Raw genomic sequence first — 21,440 nt, 5'->3', positions numbered from 1 at the left:
CTTTATCATTTAAATCGATAATTCGATGGATTAAAAAGTAATGTTAAAATTCACCCCGTAACGACGAACCGAAGGAGTTTGAGGACCCGATTCATTACCAAATACATATTGATTTAAGTCAATATCCTTCTTCTCTGCGAAATAAAATAAGTTACGTCCTACCAAAGAAACATTGGCCTGATGTACAAATTTTCCAAACCAAGCTGCAGGTAAGTTGAACGTCAAATTCACCTCACGTAACATACTAAATGTTCTGCTCATTAAGTTTCCTTCATCTGAATTGTAATATCTAGAAACGTAATCTTGAACAAATTGCTTCGTTGTATTAGGAGTATATTGTAAAGCAGAGTAGTTCGTTACTTTACCATCCACATCATAGGCAATGGCTACACCATTACTCACTTGAACACCTTCTCCTACAAATGCTTTCACTCCTACAAAATCTTGAGGGCGAGCTTCCGCAAAAATACCCGTTGTAGTACCAATATGACGACCACCACGATATGTTTGTTTCTGCGTATAGTTAGAAATTACACCCCCTACACGACCGTCAAACTGGAAACTTAAACTCACATTTTTATAGGCAAACTTGTTGTTGATACCGTACACGAAATCCGAATTTATATTTCCTAAATTTTGAGCTACTGGATTATAAATAGGACGACCAGAAGCATCATTAATGATTTTACCTTCAGGTGTACGCACAAAAGCACGACCGTACATTTTGTCCAAACGATCACCCACCTTCAAGAAAGTATTTAAGCTATTCACTCCTGGGTAAATCTCTTTCAAGGTCTCAATGTATGAACCATAGTTGGCCACGACATCCCAAGTAAAGCCACTTTCCGTTTTAATTGGAGTTCCAGTAAGCGAAATGTCAAATCCATTTTTCTCTGTTTTGATACCATTCACTAAAGCCGCACTATATCCGGATGTAGTAGAAATTGGTAAAGAGAAAATAGATGGGCCATCCAATGAATTCCAATAAGTAACATCTAAACCTAAACGGTTTTTGATAATTCGTAAATCCATACCAATCTCTTTTTGAGTAGTAGTACTTGGATTTAAGTTCGGGTTATTCAAGGTGTTAGTATAAGAAGCAGCCGTTTGGTTATTATACAATGGGAAGGTAGAATATACCGCTGAGTTAGTATAAGCTGGACCATCATAAGGAGATTGATACTGCTCTCCATATCCAATTGGATTACCTCCACCTACTGATGGTGTTGTTCCAATAGTAGAAGCGGTCAAACCATCTTTTACATTGGCATAGGAAGCTCTCAATTTCAAAAATGAAATTACTTCTGGAAGCTTGATGTAATCAGACAATACGGTAGCGGCAGAAACAGATGGATAGAAGAATGCGTTGTTACCCGCTGGTAAAGTAGATAATTTATCTAAACGACCCGTGGTAGATACCGTAATGAAGTTCTTGTAAGAAAAGTCAGCTGAATAATAAGCAGACAATACTCTCATTTCCGAACCAAAGTTAAATAATTTCACTGGGTTGGATGAGTTGGCAAAGTTATACAATCCCGGTACATTCAAGTAGTCCGTAGTTCCGTACATCGACTTATACTGGAATGTTCTCATACTACCACCAGCTGTGATTTTAGTATTTAAACCACTTGTGATATCCTTGTCGAGTGACACTAATAATTCCGTATTGTTTTCAAACAAAGAACGACGATCTTCACGATAATCACCACGACGCTCATCACGTCCATATGAACCAGCAGAATAAGGGAACTTCTCCGTTCTTACCATATCCCAAGTTGTTACTTGTGTACGTCCTAAAACTTCCAAGCCTTCCGCTAATTGATAGCGTAATGCGGCTTGACCTACAATATCATTTTTGTAGTGACCACGTAACCACTCATAAGACATGAAATATGGGTTATTGTAACGCTGATATTCCGCATAAATCTGCTGAATACCTTCTTTCCCTTTTTGCCAATAGTTACGCATATCATCCACATTCCAGTCGGCACCTGCCCAATACACAATGTTGTAGATAATGGAGTTTGGTCCATAATTTACATCCGGAATGTTGGGTGTATACTGACGATTATATTGCAAATTCGACTCAAATTTCAACTTATCTGAAAACTTATAATCGGCTACGATATTGAAGTTGGTAATGTTCATTTTCGAATTTGGAACAATCCCTTTTTGATAAATATGAGAAGTAGAAAAACGCAAATTGTACTTTTCGCCAGTCGCAGAAACAGAAACGTTGTTAGTAGATAAAATCCCTGTTTCTAAAAAACGCTTCAAATTATCTTTACCACGGTTAATCCAAGGAGTACCTGAACGAACGCCAGTAATTGGATCCACCGGTGAATCATACTGAGGGATCAATTGTCCATTGAATTTTGGACCCCAACCACCATCGTAATCACCATCATTTAATCCACCACCTTTGCCATCACCGAAAGCATAACGACCGTGATCACCAGGGCCATATTCATCCTGAACTTCAGGTATCGCATAAAATCCATTTTCCATCATGGTTGATGAATTTGCCTCAACCGAGAATCCACGCTTGTCTTTTGAACCACGTTTAGTCGTAATTAAGATAGCACCATTCTTACCACGGAAACCATATAATGCAGAAGCAGAGGCTCCTTTCAATACCGAATAAGTTTCAATATCATCTGGTGAAATGTTCCAAGTATCGGAGTTGATAGGTACACCATCCACAACATATAAAACGGTAGAGTTACCACGTAATGAAATAGTAGGTTTTCTCAAAAGTTCAGGCTGAGAACCAACGGTTAATCCTGCAACCTTACCTACCAAGGCATTGATCGCATTAGGCTCACGAGCTTTTACCACGGATGCACCATCCAATGACTGAATAGAAACACCAATTTTTCTAACTTCCTTTTTAATACCCAAGGCAGTTACAACAACTTCTTGAAGTTGTTTATCATCGCTAAGCAATACAATAGTCAGCTCCGATTGAGATCCTACTGTTACATTTTGTTTCTGGTATCCAACCATAGAAACCTGTAAAACGGCATTAGGATTAACTGAAAGAGTGAAACGTCCTTCTGTGTTCGTATTGGTTCCCAAATTCGTTCCTTTGATTTGGATGGAAACTCCAGGTATCCCAGAATTATCCTCTTTGGAGATTACTCGTCCACTGATACTTCTAGATTGGCCCAATGCCAAAATAGCCGTCAATTGAAAAAAGACTAACATAAGCCAAACCGACTTATGAGCCATCTTTTTTCGAGGCAATTTTTGTAAAAAGTTTTTCATAAAGATTTTTGTTTTTAAAGAATGTTAAAATATAATGTTAGGTTTAGATGCACAAAACGAACCAAAACGATTAATTCTGTTTTCCAATAAATAAACAATTAAGAGCCAAAAAGCTCATATTGAATTGGTTTACTGAAATATCTACCAGAAAATACTAATTCTGGAACAATAGTCAATGCTCTTGGAGAGTTTTATCATCTTCTAACTCCTATTATTTTCCCACAAAAGTATTCCGAGCAAGTAAGCAAACTGTGTGTCTTAGAACAAGAAATTATTAAGAAATATGACACACTATTACGGAATTATTGACAAATAATTAAGGTAATGTTATGATGGTATGGATTACTAATTAAACTTAAAAAAATACCAATCTATTCTTTACAATTATTTCATATCAAGCTAATCAATTGCTAATCTAAAAATAGGAAATTCGTGTTCAACCTACCCTTACATGGCCACACAAAATATTCAATTAGTCGTATTAGATATGGCTGGTACAACCATCTTAGATGAGCATGAAGTGGAGCACTGTTTCAAAATAGCCGCTCAAAAAAATGGCTTACTATCTAGTGATGAGCGTATATTAGCCTTGCAGGGTTATGCCAAACTCTACGTTTTTCAAACACTTTGGGCAGAGCAGTTGGGAGAAAATGATCCTACGATTCCACTTCGAGCAGCCAATTCCTATTTAGATTTTACGCATATTTTGGAGGACCATTACAAAAACAACGAGGTAAAACCTACCGAGGGTTGTATTGAATTATTCCATTACTTACACAATCAAGGTATTTACATTGCTTTAACCACTGGTTTTTATAGGAAGGTGGCCAACATCATTCTGGAGAAAATAGGTTGGGGAAAAACGCTCAATCACAACTACATGAATATCCAAAACAAATCAGGCATTCATCTTTCCGTTTGTCCTGATGAAGTAAATGGAATAGGTAGGCCCGCTCCCAATATGATTGAACTTGCCATGTCGCGTTTTGGTATTACGGATAAAAGTCGGGTCATTAACGTAGGCGATACCCCTGTCGATTTGGCATTCGGAAAAAATGCAGGTGTCAGACTAGCCTTAGGTGTATGTAATGGTACACATAGTAGAGAACAATTAGAAGCTCATCCTCATGATGGCCTACTAAACAATATAGCTGATTTAATTCCCATCATTGAAAAAATGAATCATGAAAAAATATGATTTAATCATTGTAGGCGCAGGAATCATAGGGACTTTTTGCGCTTATCATGCCTTAAAAAGAGGAAAAACAGTACTACTTTTAGAAAAAGACGCCCAACCATTTGAGGCTAGTTTCCGTAATTTTGGACAAGCCGTACCTTCAGGACAATCACTTCCTCGGTGGTTTGAATATGGCCGTAAATCCTTGAAAATTTACAAGGACTTACAAGAAAACACCGATATTTCTTTAGTCAAAAATGGCTCTTGGTATTATGCTTCTGACGATCAAGAGATGACTCTCCTAGAAGAAATTCATCAACTTTTTACGGAAAGAAATTATACAAATAAGCTCTATACAGCGCAAGAGTGTCTGGACATAAACCCAGCTCTTAAGAAAGAGTATGTGAAAGGAGGGCTGTATTTCCCAGAAGAAGCATCACTCAATCCTTTAGTGATGGTACACCGTGTAAGGGAATTTCTTATTCAATACATGGGATTGCATTACCAACCCTTATGCTCCGTTATATCCATTGAAAAAAAACGAGGAATCGCTAAGATTCATAGCGCTCATGGACAGGCTTTTTGGTCTGATAAGGTCATTCTAGCTAGTGGAAGAGATACCCAGTTTTTATTCCCTGACTTATTTGCTCAGGCTGACTTAAAAATTAGTAAGCTTCAAATGATGCGATTAAAACCTCAAAAGAGGGCTTTCAAATCCAATATTTTAACCGGTTTAACGATTCGTCGCTATGAAAGCTTTCACTCTTGCCCTTCCTTTCAAAAGCTGGAAGCGAGTGCTGAACAGAAACTTTTACAGGAGCAGGGTATTCATATTTTATTCAAACAAGCGGATGACGGATCCATCATTTTAGGTGATTCTCATGCCTATGTTCCAGCGCACCATAAAGCCAATTTTGGTTTTGAAATTTCCGCTGAAATCAATGACATGATGCTGCATGAAGCCAAAAAAATCCTACAATTAGAAAGCTGGGAAGTCGATTCAACCTGGGCAGGATATTATTTACAAGCCAACAAATCAGATATCTTTACCAAAACGTTGGACGATGTCATTCACGTGATCAATGGAATTGGTGGGAAGGGAATGACGACAAGCCCTGGATTTACAGCTGATTACATTCAAAAACTATATTAAACCTGTATGAAAAAAGTCATTTACCTAAGTCTAATCTGCTTACTTTCTTTAACTGCTTTTGGGCAAAACACTAAAAAAAATCTACCTAAAAACATCATTTTTTTAATTGGTGATGGCATGGGAGTCAGCCAAATATATGCTGGCCTTACAGCCAATAAAGGGCATTTGGCTTTAGAAAGAATCCGACATATAGGATTTCATAAAAATCAAGCCTCTGATAATTATGTAACGGATTCCGCGGCAGGGGCTACGGCTTTTTCAACGGGTAAAAAAACATATAATGGGGCCATTGGCGTAGACGCTACACAAACCCCACAAGTAACTCTTTTGGAATTGGCTGAGAAAAAAGGACTAGCCACAGGCTTAGTCAGTACTGCCGATATCACAGATGCAACACCTGCAGCGTTTATTGCCCATCAAATCAAACGCAATATGCATGACGAAATAGCCAAAGATTTTCTCAAAACAGACGTGGATATCGTAGTGGGTGGTGGAAGAAAAAGCTTTGACCAACGAAAAGACGGCCAAAATTTATTGGATTCTCTCAGATCAAAAAAATACCAAGTAGTTGAATCCCTAGCCGAAATGAATGCCATCAAGCAAGGGAAATTTATCTATTTATATGCACCAGGAGACCCCATTAAAATCAGTGAAGGCAGAGGGGATGTTTTACTAGATGCTACGAATAAATCGATGGAATTACTTTCCAAGAATAAAAAAGGATTCTTTGTCATGATTGAAGGCGGCCAAATTGATTGGGGGGGACATGCGAATGATACCAACTATGCCGTGTCAGAAATGGTGGATTTCAATAAAAGTATTGACGCGGCCTTACATTTTGCCGAAAAAGACAAGGAAACGCTTGTCGTTATTACTGCCGACCATGAAACTGGAGGCATGGCTTTATTGGGAGGGGACATGAAGACAGGGGAAGTAAAGGCCTCTTTCATTACTAAAAGCCATACGGGTCAAATGGTTCCTGTTTTTGCTTTTGGCCCAGGTTCGGAAGCTTTTCAAGGCATATACCAGAACACTGCCATCTTCGATAAAATGAAATCGGCATTAGGTTTAACTCAAAAATAGATCGTAAACTTTTCATGTGAATTTGTAAAGCCCATCGCTTCATAAAAAGCATGAGCTTCTTTTCTGCGTTTATTCGACGTCACTTCGATTGATTTCACATCCTTTTCCTTAAGCTCATTTTTAAGAGCTTCTATTAATTTTCTACCCAGGCCTTTACCTTGACAAGAGGCAGTAACCATTAATTCTTGAATCTCGTAGACCATTCCTTCGTGATGCAATAGGTTTTGACCTATCACACTCAAAAAACCAACTATTTGATTTTTTGGGTTTTCGGTAACCCATACATAGGTATGCGTATGAGCCAAATATTCCCTCCAAATTTGAGCAAAAATTTGTGGGTCGGAATCTCTGTTTTCTAGCTCATTTACGAGTTCTAAGACAGCCTTTTCATCTTCTAATAAAGCCGGTCTGATTTTGAAATTGAAGGGCATTTTACGGATTTGTTATGGCAATGTGAAATCTATTTTAAATCACCTGTAAGGTGTTTTTTGAACTTTTTAATGGGCTTAAATTACATAAAATACTTGAAAAAGCAGATGAAAGAGATCACTCAGAAAATCCAACACATGTTTACCGAATTGGGCGATTCTCAATATGGTGGAGAGGCAGTAAGCCAGTTGGAGCATGCCTTGCAATGTGCCCAATTAGCCTCCGATGAAAGTGCATCCACGGAACTCATTATAGCTAGTTTATTACACGACATCGGTCACCTTTTACATGCATTACCAGACGATGCTCCAGAAAATGGCATTGACGATATGCATGAAAATCTTGCCAAGGAATTCCTAGATCGATATTTCAATGATTCAGTAACCGAGCCCATTCATTTACATGTGAATGCCAAACGTTACTTATGTAATCGGGAAGCGGCTTATCAAGCTCAACTGAGCGAGCCTTCATTAATTAGCTTACAACTTCAAGGTGGTCCCATGAGCGAAGAGGAATGCTTGGTTTTTGAGCAAAATCCTCACTTTCAGTCTGCTATCCAATTAAGAAAATATGATGATACCGCCAAGGTGCTAGACCTGCAAGTACTTCCATTGGAACATTACCTGGATTTAATCGAAACAATTTCCTTGTGATTATTCAGTCCCATTCTAGACTAGAGAAAAACCCGTCTTTCACCCAATGGTTTTCCCATCCTCTTTGGTCCATGGTGGCAGCATTTGGCTGTTACTTTTGTGTATACGGCTTTAGAAAACCTTTTACTGCGGGCCTTTATGAAGGACAGTTTTGGCTAGGCATACCTTGGAAATCCGTATTAATATCCTCACAGATAGCGGGTTATATGTTGTCAAAGTGTGGAGGAATCTTTTTTGTTTCCTCTATGGCTTGGTCCCAGAGAATTAAAGCTATTTTGTGGAGTGTCTTTATGGCAGAGTTAGCTTTATTGGGATTTGGTTTAGCTCCCAAGCCCTGGAGTATCCTATTTTTACTGATCAATGGACTCCCCTTAGGTATGATATTTGGCTATATTCAAGGATTTTTGGAAGGTAAAAAAAATACCGAATTATTCATTGCCAGTTTAGGGGCCAGCTTCATTTTAGCAGATGGAGTTTCAAAATCAGTGGGTAAGCTGCTATTAAACACAGGCATATCCGAAACCTGGATGCCATTTACGGCAGGAATCCTATTTAGCATGCCATTTCTATTTTTTGTATGGATGTTGCACCGAATCCCCAAGCCAACACAAGAAGATATTGCCGAACGCTCAGAACGAGCCCCTATGACATCCAATGATAGAAGTCAACTGCTCAAATCCTTAGGGCCAGGAATATTCGGAATAAGTGTGCTTTACTTGTTTGCTTCCTTACTAAGGGGGATCCGGTCCGACTTTGCCCCTGAAATCTGGGAATACCTTGGTTTTCATGGAGTTCCAGCTATTTTCACACAAACAGAAGTATGGGTTACAGTGGGAATTTTAGTGATTAACGGAAGTTTAGTGTATATCAAAAATAATTTCAACGCCTTTTTCATCAGCATGGGAATTATCCTGTTTGGCTTTGTTTTACTGATTATCAGTGGTACCCTTGGACTCCAATATTTATCCAGTTTTTGGTTAATAGTACTCACTGGGTTTGGTATTTATTTACCTTATTTGACCATTACTACTTCCGTCTTTGAACGAATGATTGCGATTAGTAAACATAAAGCCAACATAGGGTTTTTAATGTACATTGTTGACTCTACGGGCTATGTGGGTTACAACATCCTTCTTTTGTGCAGTGGTTTCATTTTCCCTCATTGGAATTTAGCCCATTTATTCTTTGAATGGATTACCCTATTGGGATTAGCTGGAATAGGTATTGCCCTTTTCAGCATGATCTATTTTGCCAAGAAATTGATACAATAGTCCGCTTCCCCGTTCGTTCTGTCTGCGCCCAGCTACGCAACGCTGGCAAGGTTCCAAACCTTGACAGCGTTAGAAAGCGCAGGCATTTAAACAAGAAATGCCGAAAGGAATCCTTTCGGCATTTTCTGAATTACACCAATATAAAATCTTAGTAATCCGTGTTTTGTGGATCCCAGTTTGTCCAACCCTCTGTCCAATCCGTAGTTCCAAAAGCACCAATATTTGTATTTGCTTCAAATCCAGTTGGTAAACCAACTCCAGCACCCAATAATTTGGATGTACTTGTCAAAGCTAAGCTTGGCTTTCCTTGTAAACGATTATAGCCCGCTGTTAAACCTAATGTCTCCGCACCTACACCAAACTGATTTTTACGTGTAGCATCTTTTAACATCGTTTCATCTCCAGTCACGATAGGCTTCAACATACCTGTTACCACTAATCCTGAAAGAATATTCTTGCTTGTCACAAAATTATTTTGAGCAGCTGTACCTTCTAATTCTAACCCTCCCTTAGCAACCCAACCTCCAACAAATAAACTGTTGATAACCGAAATGGCTGAATTACGGCGGATACGCATAGCCGAACGGTATTTTTTATCCACTGTTCCGTCTGCGATAAAAGCACTTACATTGGCAAACTTCGCACTAGTCTGTGGTGAAGCATCTGAACCTGCTGCATCGTTATCCGATTCAAAAGCATTACTGTCTGAACATGAGCATTGGTCAGCAACTTGTGGGTCACGGATCGACAATGCAAATTGAACATTACCACTGTATCCCCAATCTGTGTCGAAATCATCATCCATATTTCGGTATGACACCAAGTGCTTCGCATTTACATTTCCTCCAAACCACTCATAAGCATCATCTCCATTATAAGAAACCTGCACATAGTCAATTTCTGTAGCTGAACCGACACCACCTAAAGTCAATCCATTAATTTCCTTATCCGTTTCAAAAGCAATACCGGCAAACTCAATGCGTACATATTTTAATACGCCTGAATTATCCGAATCATTAGAACCTCCAAAAGTGGATACGTTCTCCCCCTCAATCGTAGCTGGCGTTTTGTTTACTCGGGCATTACCCAACATAATTAAACCACCCCAGTCGCCATAATTTCTAGACCCTTTAGCCTGCGCAGATGTAAATACAATAGGCTTAGCTGCCGTTCCCCTAGCGATTAATTTCCCTCCCGGTTTTACAATTAAAGTCCCCTTCGTGATTTTATCCCCCAAAATGATGGTACCAGGTTCTACTGTCAAAGTCGCTCCAGACTCTACATAGACGAATCCCTTTAACAAATATTTTTCAGACTCCTTCCAAGTAGTATTGGCAGTGATTTTTCCTGATACCTCTACCACTGAACGATTAGATGGTGCTGGCACTGTAATTTCTACCTCTGAATCGTTTTTCGTACAAGCCGACAAACCTATGGCAGCTGTAAGCAAACAAGCGAAAATGACACGTAATTGTTGCATGAATTTGTGATTTATATGTTTTTAATTGTTACTACTTATCATTTTTCCTTATGCCGCCACTAAAACTTCATCGTAATTCCCATGGTAAAATAACTTCCACGGTGATACTCTTGGTATACACCATCCTTGTCAGAAATTTCACCATCGCGGTTCGTGTCCTGCACTAAAGAAAACTTCTGGTTTAATAAATCTTGTATGGCTAATTTGAAATCTACTTTCTTTGACAATGCCTTAGTGATATTAATATCTACCACATTTCTAGGCATTTCATAAATATCAGCCGACAACTGGCTATCACCTATCACAAAAATTCTCTTACCAATCACATTGTATAATATGTTAGCCTGCCATCCTTTGTCTGCATTTTCATAAAATATACCTGCATTGATTAAATAAGGTGATTGGCCCTGAAGGTTACGGTTCAACATATTGTCAGATTGTCCAGCACGTACATTACTACTGATCAATGCTGCATTAAATAAAGCAACCCAGTTAGGAGCAATTTGCTTTCTGATTTCCAATTCCACTCCTGTGCTAGTTGCCTCAGTAGCATTATCTACCGTAAAAGCTACCGTACTACCATTGTAGAAAACTTTAGATTCAATCGGATTTAAGAATTTTTTATAAAATACCGCCAAGGATATCAATTCCGACTTTGATGGATACAATTCATACCTTAAGTCAAAATTGTTAATCGTGGCATTCAATAATTTAGGTTTATCCGCTCTTGGAATAAATCCCGTACGTGTGACATCATACACGAAGTCATAATAGGTAAACGGAGCTAACTCACGAAACTCAGGACGGTTTACTGTAGAACTGTAAGCAAAACGCAATAAGTTTTTTGTTGTGAAATTATAGGCCACATTCAATGAGGGCAGCGGACTAAATACCGGGTTAGTCACCTTAATAGCGGCTCCAGAACCCCTTTCCTTACTTTGTAATTCCTGATTATTATACTCTCCTCTCAAGCCAATTGTAGCATTTAATCTCTCCCCAATAGGTAAATACACTTGTGCATAGACCGCTCCAAAAGTATTTTGAGCCGTGTACTTATCTTCAAAATTGGTCCCTACTCCATAGTATATCGAGTTCCCTCCCAAATTGCTTGGATTGAAGAAATTAGCTGGATCTTGTTTCAACAAAGAGTTATCGGATGACAATCGATTAGGATTGGTGATTCCATACCAGCGATTGGAGAATGCACGCTCCTTGTATTCTGTGTATATTCCAGCTCGGAAAGTCATTCTTAACTTCTCATCTTCATTCTCCTTAAGTATATGATCAAAGTCGACTCTTGTTGTATAAATAAACTCCTCTACATGGGAAAATGAACGAGCAGACTGCTGTAAAGTAGGACTGTCGGATTGTTGTAAATCAAAAGTGAATGCCCCTGTTGAATTTCTCTCTCTACTTCTTGTATATCTTCTATAATCTGGCTCCGTTCTAAAAGTATATCCTAGACCAGCCACCCACTTCAACTTACTTAATGCCGATAATTCATGCGTACCGCTAAACTGGCCAGAGTAAATGGAACGTTGCTCATAACGGAACGATGCATTGTTTAAATCTACGTTCTCATTATACCCATTACGAAAAACCGTTTCTTTAATGCCAATTTGGTTGAACAAGTTTCTAAACTCCAACTTATTGCTAGGATTCAAAATCAATGCCCAGTTCGACATCATTCCTATGCGAACATTTTGAGATAGGGATTGATCTTGGTAAAACTTCTCTGTATCTCCTAAGAAAGTAAATCTCCTTTGCTGCATTTGAAAAGACTGATTCGTATTCGAATAATTCACGTACGAAAAGTTCGTAAGCTCTTTATCCCCCAAAAACCAACGGTGGGCAAAATTCAAATTCCCTCTAAAATCAGGTAATACGTTTTTATCTTCTACTTGATAAAAAGCAGGTAAATTTCTAAAATAAGAAATCACCGCCTCCGTGTTTCCTGCCGTAGCAATACTATTTCTGGAAGGAAAACCTGTTGGCAACTGACGTCCACCATCATCAAATCCTAACCAGTCAGTCTTCCCTCCTACATAGGACATCGCCTTTTGAGCAGTCGTTCCTGATCGGTAACTCGTGGAAAAGCTAGCTGAAAAAGTATTGCCATCTGGCACAGTCTTCGTGTAAATCTTGATAGCTCCTCCCCCTAAATCTCCAGGTAAATCAGAAGATGCTGATTTAAAAATCAACATACGATCTATAATGGAGCTTGGAATCAAGTCAAATGAAAAGGCTTTGGAATCCACCTCAGTAGAAGGTGTAATGATATCATTCACCAATACCGTATTATAACGCTCATTTAAACCTCTCACTACCACAAATCTTTCATCAAATATGGAAACCCCTGGAATTCTACGTACCACAGCAGAAGCATCTCTATCTTGAGTCTTCTGGATCTGCTGACCCGAAATTCCTACGGCAATTTGCTGTAACTGCCTTGTCTCCGTCAAAACCGCTACTTCAGACGTAGTGATTTTTTGAGCCTTCACCACCACATTGGCCAAGGTCTTATTATCCTCCTGTAATGAAACCGTAACAATGGTTTCTTTACCTGACTCAACTCGAACATTTGAAATTTGCTGAGATTGATAACCCACCGAACTTACAATTAGTTTGTAGATTCCAGCTGGCACAGTGGCCAATTCAAAATTACCCTCAATTCCTGTACTTGCTCCGATACTTAAACCTTCTAAACGAATGGTTGCTCCAATAACTGGTTCCTTAGATACGGGATCTGAAATAGTCCCTTTAATCTTCCCTACTTGGCCAAAAGTATGACCAAACGACGCCAATGTTACAATAACGATTAATAATCTTTTAAATAATTGGTGTGTATTCATTTGTGTTTATATTGATTACGGTACAAAATTACCTGCAATCCATAGCCCCACGGTTAACACGCTATTATCTATATGTTTCCCGAATGTTAAATAATTCGATATAATTTAATCATTTCATAACACTAGAAATAAAATTGAATTATTCGAAGAAATATAATTTTTTTAAGAGGAATATTCTTAAAAAAGTGAAATTTTTTGCGTATTTAATTTGGAGTTAACATGAAAAGTCTAGTTTTGAGCAAACAAACGGAAAACTTCCGCCTAAGATTTTATTAATCAAGCATTTATCAATTATCAACATTATGAAAAATTTCATCACAAAAAACGCCTTAGCCGCTTTCGTCGTAGCCGCTATCATGTCTGTCGCCTCGGCTCATGCCGCAGAATTCGCTCTTCCCGTTAACATTGATCAAGTAGGTAAAATGAAATTCCTAGTTAGCTCGGATATCTCCTCTCCCTTGTACGTGGTTATCTATGATGAAGACAATAACCAAATTACCCGCGAGTCACTTAGTTCTAAGAAATTATTCAATTTCTCCAATCTAAATGATGGTCATTATAAAATGGTTATTCTAGATTCGCGTAAAAACATCATCAAATCCAAGACTTTCACTATTTTAACTGAAACTAAAAGAGATTTGATCGCCATCCAGTAAGCAATTATCCCCATCACGAAAAAGGCGCCTTGTGCGCCTTTTTTTTGGCCCTCAAAAATAGCTCCCCAAAAAATAAGTTTTCATACCAAGCCCCTGCTCAAAAATTCGTAATTTTAATTTCCGTTTTTTCCCATCAATTAAATTTCCCCTATGGATTATTTGGCTGGCTTGAATGAGCCCCAACGACAAGCTGTTTTACATACTGAAGGCCCTTTAATGATCATCGCTGGAGCTGGCTCTGGCAAGACTCGTGTGTTAACCTACCGCACGGCTCACCTCATTCAACAAGGCATCGATCCATTCCAAATATTACTCTTAACCTTTACCAATAAAGCCGCTGGCGAAATGCGCCATCGTATCGAATCCGTCATCGGAAAAGAGGCCAAAAACATCTGGATGGGAACTTTCCACTCCGTATTTGCCAAAATATTACGTTTCGAAGGAGAAAAATTGGGTTATACCTCTAATTTTTCCATATATGATACCGATGACTCCAAGTCTCTACTTCGTACCATCATCAAAGAACAAAACCTAGATGACAAGGTATACAAAGTCAATTTGGTTTTAAACCGAATTTCAGGAGCCAAAAATAGATTAATCAGCCCCGAACAATACCTGAATAGCGCCATTCTAGTGGAAGAAGACCGCATGGCTCGCATTCCCAAAATAGGCGAAATCTATCGAACCTATTGCATTCGTTGCTTTCAAGCTAATGCCATGGACTTTGATGATTTATTATACCAAACTAATATCCTTTTTAGAGACCATTTGGACGTATTGAACAAATATCAACACAAATTCAAACACGTGATGGTGGATGAGTTTCAAGATACCAACGTCTCACAATATTTATTAACAAAAAAACTGGCTGCCGTACACCGCAATATTTGCGTAGTAGGCGATGATGCCCAAAGCATCTATGCTTTCCGCGGAGCTGATATTCAAAACATCTTGAATTTTGAAAGGGATTATGCCGACCTGACAACCATCAAATTGGAAGAGAACTACCGTTCTACCAAAAATATCGTGGCTGTTGCCAATTCCATCATTTCAAGAAACAAAAACCAACTCGAGAAAAACGTTTTTACTTCCAATGAAGTAGGCGATCAAATTGAAATTATCCGTGCCGGAAGTGACAATGAGGAAGGCCGTATGATTGCCTCCTCCATCTTTGAAACCAAACAAAAGGACGGATTACACTGGTCAGATTTTGCCATTTTATACCGAACCAACGCTCAATCGCGCTCTTTTGAGGAATCTCTTCGTCGACTAAACATCAAATACCGCATCGTTGGAGGATTATCCTTCTACCAAAGAAAAGAAATCAAAGATGTGCTGGGTTATTTGCGTTTTGTAGTGAATCAAAACGATGAAGAAGCCTTTAAACGAATCATCAACCTTCCTAAGAGAGGTATAGGTGACACCACCATTGCAAAAATTACGGTAACTGCCGCAGAAAATAAATGCTCTATTTGGGAAGTGATTTCCAACATTCAAACTTTCCAAGGAGCAAGAGGCACCGCTGCTATTGAAAACTTCGCTGATCTCATTAAGTCTTTCAAATTAATGGCTGAAGTAGAGCATAAAGATGCTTATGAAATCGCCAACCATGTGGCTAAAGCTTCTGGACTTTTGCGCGAACTTTATGAAGATAAAACGGTAGAAGGTCTAGCCCGCTATCAAAACTTACAAGAATTACTGAATGCGATCAAACAGTTTGTGGATGATCCAGAAAATGAAGACAAATCCCTTGCTACATTTTTACAGTCTGTCTCTTTATTAACCAATGCCGACACGCAAGAAGACCCTAATGATCGCGACAAAGTCACTTTAATGACGGTTCACTCTGCCAAAGGTCTCGAATTCAAACACGTGTTTCTAGTAGGTTTAGAAGAAGATTTGTTCCCCAGCCAAATGATGTTGCAAAGTCAAGCCGATTTGGAAGAAGAACGTCGCCTCTTTTATGTAGCCGTCACTCGTGCCGAAAAGAAATTGATGATTTCCTATGCAGAATCCCGCTACCAGTTTGGTCGTTTAAAATCTTGTGAGCCTAGTCGATTCCTTGATGAAATTGACAGCACCTATTTAAAAATGGCAAAAACACCTGGCAAAAAAGAAGTTCAGGCATTCCGTCCTGTGCAGAAAACGGGTTTTGTGTCCAGCTCGGCTAGCCCATCTGCTGCTCAACTAATTCAAAAACCGAAACAAAATACGAATTATCAACACGTGGCTTCCAGCCATTTTGCACCTACTGATCCATTAAAACTAGAAGCAGGCCAACAAGTGGAGCATCAGAAATTTGGTTTTGGATTAATCAAAAAAATTGAAGTCAATGGCGCTGAAAGAAAAGCGGTGATTGATTTCGAAAAAGGAGTAGGTGAAAAAACCTTATTATTGAGTTTCGCCAAACTAATGGTGAAAGTCTAATTATTTCTTGGGAGTGAAATACACATGAACTGGGCCTGGAGAACTAGCCACCTCGGATATCGTATAAAAACCATCTGCCTCATGGGAAAAAGCCAGAGCCTCACCTTGAGGTTCTAGTTTGCTTGGCACTATTTTTGGAGGACGTTTTAAGGCTTCCCCTAGGCTTTCATGCTTCCCTTTCTTCCAATAATATACCTCTAAATAATTCCGAATAATCACTTCTTGATTGTTGCTAGCCACATCTCCAGCCGTGATGTTATATAGTTGTTTCAAAATAGCTAGGTCAGAACTAGGCTCTGAAAAATGCAATTTCCTAACAAAATCAGCCTCCACCACCTTGGACTCTTTAAAGCTACTTGCCTTTAAGCGAAACAAGCTTTTTCGATCATCTTGCTTACTCACTAAATACATATCTCCATTCAGCTGATCCACCAATAAACACTCCATATCCTTCGATCCATCGGGTAATTTAAATTCCAATTTCTCTACTTGCTTAATAATTCGAGTGACCATATTGGATGCCCGAATATCAAACTCCTTAAATCGATATATAAAATAAGACCCAAATTCCTGCTTATTGTCACCAATGTCCGCCACATACACATAGGATTCTTTCGGACTTTTATACCAATATGCCAAATCTTCCCAATCTCGATTTTGCGTTCCTTGAAGTAAAAACTCCACTTTACCCGTTCCATACCGGTCAATCAAAAAAATACGATTTAGATCTTGTGAGTCATTGACCACCCAGAAAAGTTCAGGATTCAGTCGACTTGCCACCATACCGGAGGCTTCATCAATTTCAATATTTTCCAAAACGCCTTCATCGACAGTCGCCGAAAAATTGGTTTTAGCCATCTGAGCATCAATGATATATAGCGATTGGCAAGCCCAGACAATCAAGGCTAGAATTCCTAAACGAAACCAGTGAGTTATTTTCACTTTCGTTGGTAATAATATAGATGAACTGGTGTACTGCCTTTTTCAGAAATGGTATAATACCCTCCTCCATCAGCGGCAAAAGTAATTCCCTCCCCTTGATATTCGGTTGGGTTACCCACATAAGGCACCGTTTTATGCGCCCTTGCTAAAGCTTCTGGGATCGTTTCATTGGTTCTTCTCTTCCAATAATAGCATTCAATATAATTCTTAATCAATATCTCCGAGTTATCAGGAGAAACATCTCCTGAAGTAACAAAATAAGCCGTTACAATTTTATCTATGTTCGAAAATGGTACCGATACACTCAATTCCTGCACAAATTCAGCCTTCACATTAGCTTGATTGGTAAAACTAGCTGCTGGTATTTTGTACAGTCTCTTTTTTGTTTCTCTTTTTGAGATAATAAATACGTCCTTGGTCTTTTGATCTACCAACAAACATTCCATATCCCGAGATCCATCAGGAAGGGTAAATGTCAATTTCTGAACTCCCGTAATGGTCGCATTATTGATGGAAGAGACGTTAGGTTCATTAAACCAATAAATGGCATAAGAAGCATGATTCGCATTATTATCCCCCAAGTCAGCGATATAGACCACCGCACTTCCATTACTATCGGATATTAATGCGATGTCTTCCCAGTCTCTATTTTCTGCCCCTTGAATGACAAACTGTTTCATTCCTTTCCCAAAAGTATCAATCAAGAACAGTCGATTACTATCCCCAGAATCATTGTGCGCCCATAAAAAACCATCATTCTTTTTACTTGCCACAATGCCAGAAGCCTCATCCAGTTCAGGATTTTCTATAATGCCTCGATCCACCCCATCCTCATAACTAGACTCCGTAATGCCTGGTTCAGGCGTAGGAGCTGGTCCAGGACAAGCGCTCAGCAAAAAGCTTAAGGGTAGTAAAAAAAGAACACGTTTATAAGAACTATACAGTTTTTTCATCAGATTCAGTGGGCAATGGAGCGGCATTCAAGCTAACCTTGATTTTTTTAATTCGTCGGGTATCCACCGACTGGATTTTAAAGACAAAAGGTTCACAAACAATTTCTTCTCCAGCATGTGGAATACGAGAAAATAACTCGATACACAAACCTGCCAAGGTTTCGCTTTCTCCTTTTACTTTTTCAAAAATAGACACATCTACATCAAAAACACGACAAAAGTCATTCAAAGAAATTTTTGCCTCGAACAAATAGGTATGCTCATCTAGTTTTTTGTAGTCTAATTCCTCTTCATCAAATTCATCATTGATATCCCCAACAATCTCCTCAATGATATCTTCCATGGTTACTAACCCTTCTGTCTCTCCATATTCATTCACTACAATGGCCATGTGTACCCGCTTTTCTTGAAAATCGTAGAGTAAATCATCAATTTTCTTGTTTTCTGGTACAAAGAAGGGTTGATGCAATAAGGACAACCAATCAAATTTTTCATCTTGATCAATATGTTCCAATAAATCTTTGATGTATAAAATCCCCTCTATTTTATCAATGGTTTCTGCATATACAGGAACACGAGAATATCCATTTTTATTGATCTTATCCATTAATTCATGGAAATCCATCTCTGTATCAAAAGCCACTATATCCCTTCTAGCCTTCATGACACCCTTCACTGAAGTATTCCCAAAATTCAAAATCCCACGCAAAATATCCTTTTCCCTTTCTGTCGTATTCTCATCCGTAGTTATCTCCAAAGCCTGGTTCAACTCATGAGTGGTTAAATAATAAGACTTCTTCTCAATCCGATTTTCAATCAAATTGGAGATCCCCAACAAAACCCTAGAAAGGGGTTTAAACACAAATGTGAAAAAATCAATCAATGGAGCCGTATATCGGGCAAAAATCAAATTGTTTTGTTGAGCCCAAACTTTAGGAATCAACTCCCCGAAAAAAGCGATAATGAAAGTTACCCCGAACAATAAGAACAAGGTGACAATCCATGTATTAACCGACTCTTCTCCTATCAATAACTGAGTAAGGTAGTTGGCCAATGTAATGAAAATGATATTGACAAAATTGATGGCAATCAAAAGGGTCGCTAGAAGAAGTTGTGGTTGATCCAATAATCGGCTAAGCGCCTTTTCTCTCTTAGTGACACTTTCTTTTAGCGCTACTCTCTGCTCGGCATTTAGCGAAAAGAAGGCCACTTCTGAGCCCGAAAGCAAAGCAGAAAGTAAAATTAAAGCTACTAAAATAAGGCTTATGAAGATGATCGAGGGTGCGCTGATGTTGGGTTCAAAAGCAATCAACAAGATATTCGAAAAGGGATCGGCCTCCATAGGGTAAAGCTAAATTTATGCAAATTTATAAAAAAGGGAATAGCTTTTATTAACTATTCCCTTCTAGCCCAGAATATTAAAATGGAAGATCATCGTCTCCGGAATCTGCAACTTGTGGAAAACTCGGCGCAGACGAAGCTGATTTATCTGCTGTAGGCAATGCCTCAGGACGGGGTCTAGCCTCAGGAGCTTCATTGGCTGGGCGATCATTTCTACCCCCAATCAAGTTGATGGATGTCGCCCGAATCCGATAACCACGCACTGTGGCTCCATTTTTATCTTGCCATTCCTCTGACCGAATTTTTCCTTCTATGTAGACCTGATTGCCTTTTCGCAAATATTGCTCCGCAATGTTGGCCAAATTGTCCCACAGTTCCACGCGGTGCCATTCTGTTTGCTCCACACGCTGCCCATCTTTTCCTGGATAAGATTCTGAGGTAGCAATATTAATATTAGCCACCTTAATCCCACTTGGTAAGGCTCTAACTTCTGGGTCTCCCCCCAAATTGCCCAATAAAATAACTTTGTTTACTCCTGCCATAATATGTTTGTTTTAAATGATTATCGGCAAACCCTTTGCCAAAACAAAATTATCGTGGCATTGAATCATTAAAAATCTCCAGATGCAAATTATCAGTTATCAGATTCAAAAGCAAGACCGATTTTCCGAGCTTTTCAAAGTCCTCTGGACGTATCCATTGAAATTCTGCCATTTGGCTAATCTCAAGATTATCAGGAACTTGGACATGCCAAGCACGACAATGAATCTTTTGATGACTCAATAGATGTATTTTGGGAGATTTCAGTGCCTGAACAGAAGCTCCTTGAAGGCACTTGAATAAATTCACATCGGATTCCAACAAGCTTTCCAAGTCTTCTTCTTGCTGAGATTCTAACAAATAAAACTCCCATAAACCGGACCAAATATCCTTATCCTTTCTTTCTCGAACTAATACTTTATTCCCTTGTTCTAAGATAAAGTAGTTAAAATGTCGATTCCGCTGTTTGGCTTTCTTTTGCTTCACGGGGAAATCCTGAACCCGCTTCTGTTGGAATGCAAAACAAGTTAGGCTCAATGGGCAACTTGCACATATAGGGGCTGGACTACACTGCAAGGAACCAAAATCCATAATTGCTTGATTAAATTCAGCGGGTTGATCTATAGGTATTAATTCCAAAGCAACATCGGTAAATTCTTTTCTGGCAGAACTATGTAGGATATCGGTTTCAATACCAAAATAACGAGCCAGTATCCGAAAGACATTGCCATCCACTACGGGCTTGGCCTCCCCAAAAGCAAAAGAAGCTATAGCCGCAGCGGTGTAGGGGCCTACACCTGGTAATTGAATTAATTCATCATAGGTAGCAGGAAATTGCCCTTGATATTCAGATACCACCAATTTCGCTGTTTTATGCAAGTTTCTAGCCCTAGAATAATACCCTAATCCCTGCCAATGACGAAATAAAACCGATTCATCCGCTTGAGCTAAGGATTCCACCGTAGGAAAAACCTCGAGTAGTTTAAGATAATAGGGTAATCCCTGCGCTACACGGGTTTGTTGCAATACCACCTCCGACAACCAAATGGCATAAGGGTCTTGCGTTTGTCGCCATGGTAATTCACGAGCGTGTTGCCGATACCAAGTTAATAGGCCTTCCGTAAAAGGGTGATGATTTGTAGATTGCATGGGATGAATCAAAGATACGAAGAAAGAAGGGAGCTATTTGACACGCATTTGCTAAAAAAATCAATTA

16 protein-coding genes are annotated in these 21,440 nt (G+C 39.0%); 7 read left to right on the top strand and 9 right to left on the bottom strand.

What is annotated here, in order from left to right; genetic code table 11:
• Nucleotides 1-30: 30 nt before the first annotated feature.
• Entirely contained in the window at nt 31-3,267 is a 3,237-nt protein-coding gene (locus EWU23_RS08505) for a SusC/RagA family TonB-linked outer membrane protein (protein WP_235942182.1), read from the bottom strand.
• A gap of 451 nt (nt 3,268-3,718) precedes the next feature.
• Between EWU23_RS08505 and EWU23_RS08500 the strand changes: the two genes are divergently transcribed.
• Genes EWU23_RS08500 through EWU23_RS08490 form a run of 3 tightly spaced genes read left to right on the top strand, consistent with a single transcriptional unit; the run spans nt 3,719 to nt 6,680 of the window.
• Nucleotides 3,719-4,465 (top strand): HAD family hydrolase, encoded by a 747-nt coding sequence (locus EWU23_RS08500; protein WP_166230816.1) that lies wholly within the window; start codon nt 3,719-3,721, stop codon nt 4,463-4,465.
• Nucleotides 4,452-5,597: a TIGR03364 family FAD-dependent oxidoreductase gene (locus EWU23_RS08495; RefSeq protein WP_166230813.1), complete on the top strand. Its 1,146-nt coding sequence runs from the start codon at nt 4,452-4,454 to the stop codon at nt 5,595-5,597. The genes EWU23_RS08500 and EWU23_RS08495 overlap by 14 nt, the downstream gene beginning before the upstream one ends.
• Nucleotides 5,598-5,603: 6 nt before the next feature.
• Nucleotides 5,604-6,680, top strand: a complete 1,077-nt coding sequence (locus EWU23_RS08490) for an alkaline phosphatase (RefSeq protein ID WP_166230810.1) — start codon at nt 5,604-5,606, stop codon at nt 6,678-6,680.
• Here the strand turns inward: EWU23_RS08490 and EWU23_RS08485 are convergent.
• On the bottom strand, nt 6,671-7,111 hold the full coding sequence (locus EWU23_RS08485; RefSeq protein WP_166230806.1) for a GNAT family N-acetyltransferase: 441 nt from the start codon (nt 7,109-7,111) through the stop codon (nt 6,671-6,673). The two genes, EWU23_RS08490 and EWU23_RS08485, sit on opposite strands and share 10 nt — an antisense overlap.
• Before the next feature lie 105 nt (nt 7,112-7,216).
• Here EWU23_RS08485 and EWU23_RS08480 point away from each other — a divergent pair, with 105 nt between their 5' ends.
• A complete protein-coding gene (locus EWU23_RS08480; RefSeq protein WP_166230802.1) occupies nt 7,217-7,762 on the top strand; it encodes a phosphonate degradation HD-domain oxygenase in 546 nt (181 codons plus the stop codon).
• On the top strand, nt 7,759-9,033 hold the full coding sequence (locus tag EWU23_RS08475) for a DUF5690 family protein (protein ID WP_166230799.1): 1,275 nt from the start codon (nt 7,759-7,761) through the stop codon (nt 9,031-9,033). The genes EWU23_RS08480 and EWU23_RS08475 overlap by 4 nt, the downstream gene beginning before the upstream one ends.
• A 148-nt stretch (nt 9,034-9,181) precedes the next feature.
• Here EWU23_RS08475 and EWU23_RS08470 read toward each other — a convergent pair whose 3' ends face one another.
• Both EWU23_RS08470 and EWU23_RS08465 read right to left on the bottom strand, forming a co-directional pair.
• Entirely contained in the window at nt 9,182-10,513 is a 1,332-nt protein-coding gene (locus EWU23_RS08470) for a T9SS C-terminal target domain-containing protein (RefSeq protein WP_166230796.1), read from the bottom strand.
• A 59-nt stretch (nt 10,514-10,572) separates the two neighbouring features.
• Nucleotides 10,573-13,365 carry a TonB-dependent receptor gene (locus tag EWU23_RS08465; RefSeq protein ID WP_166230793.1) on the bottom strand — a complete coding sequence of 931 codons (2,793 nt, stop codon included), beginning with the start codon at nt 13,363-13,365 and terminating at the stop codon, nt 10,573-10,575.
• A gap of 302 nt (nt 13,366-13,667) precedes the next feature.
• Between EWU23_RS08465 and EWU23_RS08460 the strand changes: the two genes are divergently transcribed.
• Nucleotides 13,668-14,021 (top strand): hypothetical protein, encoded by a 354-nt coding sequence (locus EWU23_RS08460; RefSeq protein ID WP_166230790.1) that lies wholly within the window; start codon nt 13,668-13,670, stop codon nt 14,019-14,021.
• Between the two features lie 150 nt (nt 14,022-14,171).
• Nucleotides 14,172-16,448 (top strand): ATP-dependent helicase, encoded by a 2,277-nt coding sequence (locus EWU23_RS08455; protein ID WP_166230787.1) that lies wholly within the window; start codon nt 14,172-14,174, stop codon nt 16,446-16,448.
• Here the strand turns inward: EWU23_RS08455 and EWU23_RS08450 are convergent, their stop codons facing one another.
• The 5 genes from EWU23_RS08450 to mutY form a co-directional block, all read right to left on the bottom strand.
• The gene (locus tag EWU23_RS08450; RefSeq protein ID WP_166230784.1) at nt 16,449-17,390 is read right to left on the bottom strand and encodes a hypothetical protein; all 942 of its coding nucleotides are present in this window, start codon (nt 17,388-17,390) and stop codon (nt 16,449-16,451) included.
• On the bottom strand, nt 17,387-18,343 hold the full coding sequence (locus EWU23_RS08445; protein ID WP_166230781.1) for a hypothetical protein: 957 nt from the start codon (nt 18,341-18,343) through the stop codon (nt 17,387-17,389). The genes EWU23_RS08450 and EWU23_RS08445 overlap by 4 nt, the downstream gene beginning before the upstream one ends.
• Entirely contained in the window at nt 18,327-19,685 is a 1,359-nt protein-coding gene (gldE, locus tag EWU23_RS08440) for a gliding motility-associated protein GldE (protein WP_166230778.1), read from the bottom strand. The genes EWU23_RS08445 and gldE overlap by 17 nt, the downstream gene beginning before the upstream one ends.
• A gap of 76 nt (nt 19,686-19,761) precedes the next feature.
• Complete coding sequence (gene ssb, locus EWU23_RS08435; protein ID WP_166230775.1) at nt 19,762-20,226, bottom strand: single-stranded DNA-binding protein; 465 nt, start codon at nt 20,224-20,226, stop codon at nt 19,762-19,764.
• Between the two features lie 49 nt (nt 20,227-20,275).
• Complete coding sequence (mutY, locus tag EWU23_RS08430) at nt 20,276-21,373, bottom strand: A/G-specific adenine glycosylase (RefSeq protein WP_166230772.1); 1,098 nt, start codon at nt 21,371-21,373, stop codon at nt 20,276-20,278.
• Nucleotides 21,374-21,440 lie beyond the last annotated feature (67 nt).

Source organism: Aquirufa beregesia (assembly GCF_011090385.1).
Classification (GTDB): domain Bacteria; phylum Bacteroidota; class Bacteroidia; order Cytophagales; family Spirosomataceae; genus Aquirufa; species Aquirufa beregesia.
The sequence above is the reverse complement of the archived record's forward strand: the minus strand, read 5'-3'. Positions and strand labels throughout refer to the sequence as shown.

Bases quoted from the DNA above. Each gene is read 5' to 3' on its own strand.
- EWU23_RS08470 (WP_166230796.1), bottom strand. From the start codon at position 10,513: ATGCAACAATTACGTGTCATTTTCGCTTGTTTGCTTACAGCTGCCATA.
- EWU23_RS08460 (WP_166230790.1), top strand. From the start codon at position 13,668: ATGAAAAATTTCATCACAAAAAACGCCTTAGCCGCTTTCGTCGTAGCC.
- EWU23_RS08495 (WP_166230813.1), top strand. From the start codon at position 4,452: ATGAAAAAATATGATTTAATCATTGTAGGCGCAGGAATCATAGGGACT.
- ssb (WP_166230775.1), bottom strand. From the start codon at position 20,226: ATGGCAGGAGTAAACAAAGTTATTTTATTGGGCAATTTGGGGGGAGAC.
- EWU23_RS08490 (WP_166230810.1), top strand. From the start codon at position 5,604: ATGAAAAAAGTCATTTACCTAAGTCTAATCTGCTTACTTTCTTTAACT.
- EWU23_RS08455 (WP_166230787.1), top strand. From the start codon at position 14,172: ATGGATTATTTGGCTGGCTTGAATGAGCCCCAACGACAAGCTGTTTTA.
- EWU23_RS08465 (WP_166230793.1), bottom strand. From the start codon at position 13,365: ATGAATACACACCAATTATTTAAAAGATTATTAATCGTTATTGTAACA.
- EWU23_RS08445 (WP_166230781.1), bottom strand. From the start codon at position 18,343: ATGAAAAAACTGTATAGTTCTTATAAACGTGTTCTTTTTTTACTACCC.
- EWU23_RS08485 (WP_166230806.1), bottom strand. From the start codon at position 7,111: ATGCCCTTCAATTTCAAAATCAGACCGGCTTTATTAGAAGATGAAAAG.
- mutY (WP_166230772.1), bottom strand. From the start codon at position 21,373: ATGCAATCTACAAATCATCACCCTTTTACGGAAGGCCTATTAACTTGG.
- EWU23_RS08480 (WP_166230802.1), top strand. From the start codon at position 7,217: ATGAAAGAGATCACTCAGAAAATCCAACACATGTTTACCGAATTGGGC.
- EWU23_RS08505 (WP_235942182.1), bottom strand. From the start codon at position 3,267: ATGAAAAACTTTTTACAAAAATTGCCTCGAAAAAAGATGGCTCATAAG.
- EWU23_RS08500 (WP_166230816.1), top strand. From the start codon at position 3,719: ATGGCCACACAAAATATTCAATTAGTCGTATTAGATATGGCTGGTACA.
- gldE (WP_166230778.1), bottom strand. From the start codon at position 19,685: ATGGAGGCCGATCCCTTTTCGAATATCTTGTTGATTGCTTTTGAACCC.